This window comes from Streptomyces sp. NPDC101165, assembly GCF_044768135.1.
Lineage (GTDB): Bacteria > Actinomycetota > Actinomycetes > Streptomycetales > Streptomycetaceae > Streptomyces.
Window position 1 is genome coordinate 1 of sequence record NZ_JBIWPG010000060.1, and the last position, 1,403, is coordinate 1,403.

1 protein-coding gene is annotated in these 1,403 nt (G+C 65.9%); it reads left to right on the top strand.

From position 1 onward, the window contains the following. Nucleotides 1-53: 53 nt before the first annotated feature. Entirely contained in the window at nt 54-1,214 is a 1,161-nt protein-coding gene (locus ACIRVH_RS46465) for an IS701 family transposase (RefSeq protein ID WP_403967184.1), read from the top strand. The last annotated feature ends 189 nt before the right edge of the window (nt 1,215-1,403 follow it).

Below are 1,403 nucleotides of genomic sequence, written 5' to 3' on the forward strand. Positions count from 1 at the left end.
TACTGCAACGGTCTATGCCGTGACTGTTGGCCAGCTGGGTCGTTGGTCTGGTTATGGGTGGGGACCTTGCTGATGTCAGGTTGTGGGCCGACGAGTTGGGCCGGTTGCAGGAGCGGTTCGTGCATCGGTTCAGCAGGACGGAGCCGCGGGAGACGGCGCTTGCTTATATGCGGGGGCTGATAGCTCCGCTGGAGCGGAAGAACGGCTGGACACTTGCCGAACAGGCAGGGCATGCGGCTCCGGACCGTATCCATCGGTTGCTGAACCGGATCGAGTGGGACGCGGATGAGGTCCTGGACGACGTGCGTGACTACGTCGTGGAACACCTCGGGGACCGGGATGCCGTGCTGATCGTCGACGACACCGGCTTCCTGAAGAAGGGCGTACGGTCTGCCGGGGTCCAACGGCAGTACTCCGGCACCGCGGGACGCACCGAGAACTCCCAGATCGGAGTATTTCTCGCCTATGCGACGAGCCGCGGACGCACACTGATCGACCGCCGGTTGTATCTGCCCACGTCCTGGACGGACGACCGGGACCGCTGCCGGCGGGCGGGCATCGACGACAGCGTCGCCTTCGAGACGAAGGTGGCCATGGCGAAGGCGATGGTCCGCAAGGCCATCGCCGACAAGGTGCCGTTCGGATGGGTGACCGCGGACGCCGCCTACGGCTACAGCAAGGGCTGGCGTTTCGAGCTGGAGCAGGCCGACGTCTTCCACATCATGGCCACCACGAGGCACGACACCGTCGTCACCCGCTGGTCGATCGATCACCCCGTCCATGACCTGTTTCCCGGCCTGCCGCGGCAGAAGTGGAAACGCCGTTCCTGCGGCGAAGGAGCCCATGGCCGCCGGGTCTTCGACTGGGCCCGTGTCGAGGTTAGGCCCTGGCACCGTGAGGACCGTCGGCACTGGGTGGTCGCCCGCCGCAGCGTCAGCCGGCCCGAGCAGATCTCCTACTACATCGCCTACTGTCCGGCCGACACGACTCTGGACGAGCTCATCCGCATCGCGGGCAGCAGGTGGGCGGTCGAGGAGTGCTTTCAGACCGCCAAGCAGGAATGCGGCCTGGACGACTACCAGGTCCGCCGCTACCCAGGCTGGCACCGCCACATGACCCTGGCCATGGCCGCCCACGCCTGCCTCACGGTCCTGCGCGCCCGCCAGCTCGACACGGAGAAAGCAGAAACGGATCCTCCCAGCTCATCCGCCTGAGCCTCGCCGAGATCAGACGCCTGATCACCCGCCTCACCGACCGCCGTCCCACCCCCATCGAGCACATCCTGCACTGGTCGACCTGGCGCCGCAGACGCCAACACCAAGCCCGCATCAGCCACTACAAACGACGCGGCCACAGCCCCTGAAAACTAGCCAGCAATCAGAACAAGCACCGTTGCAGTACTA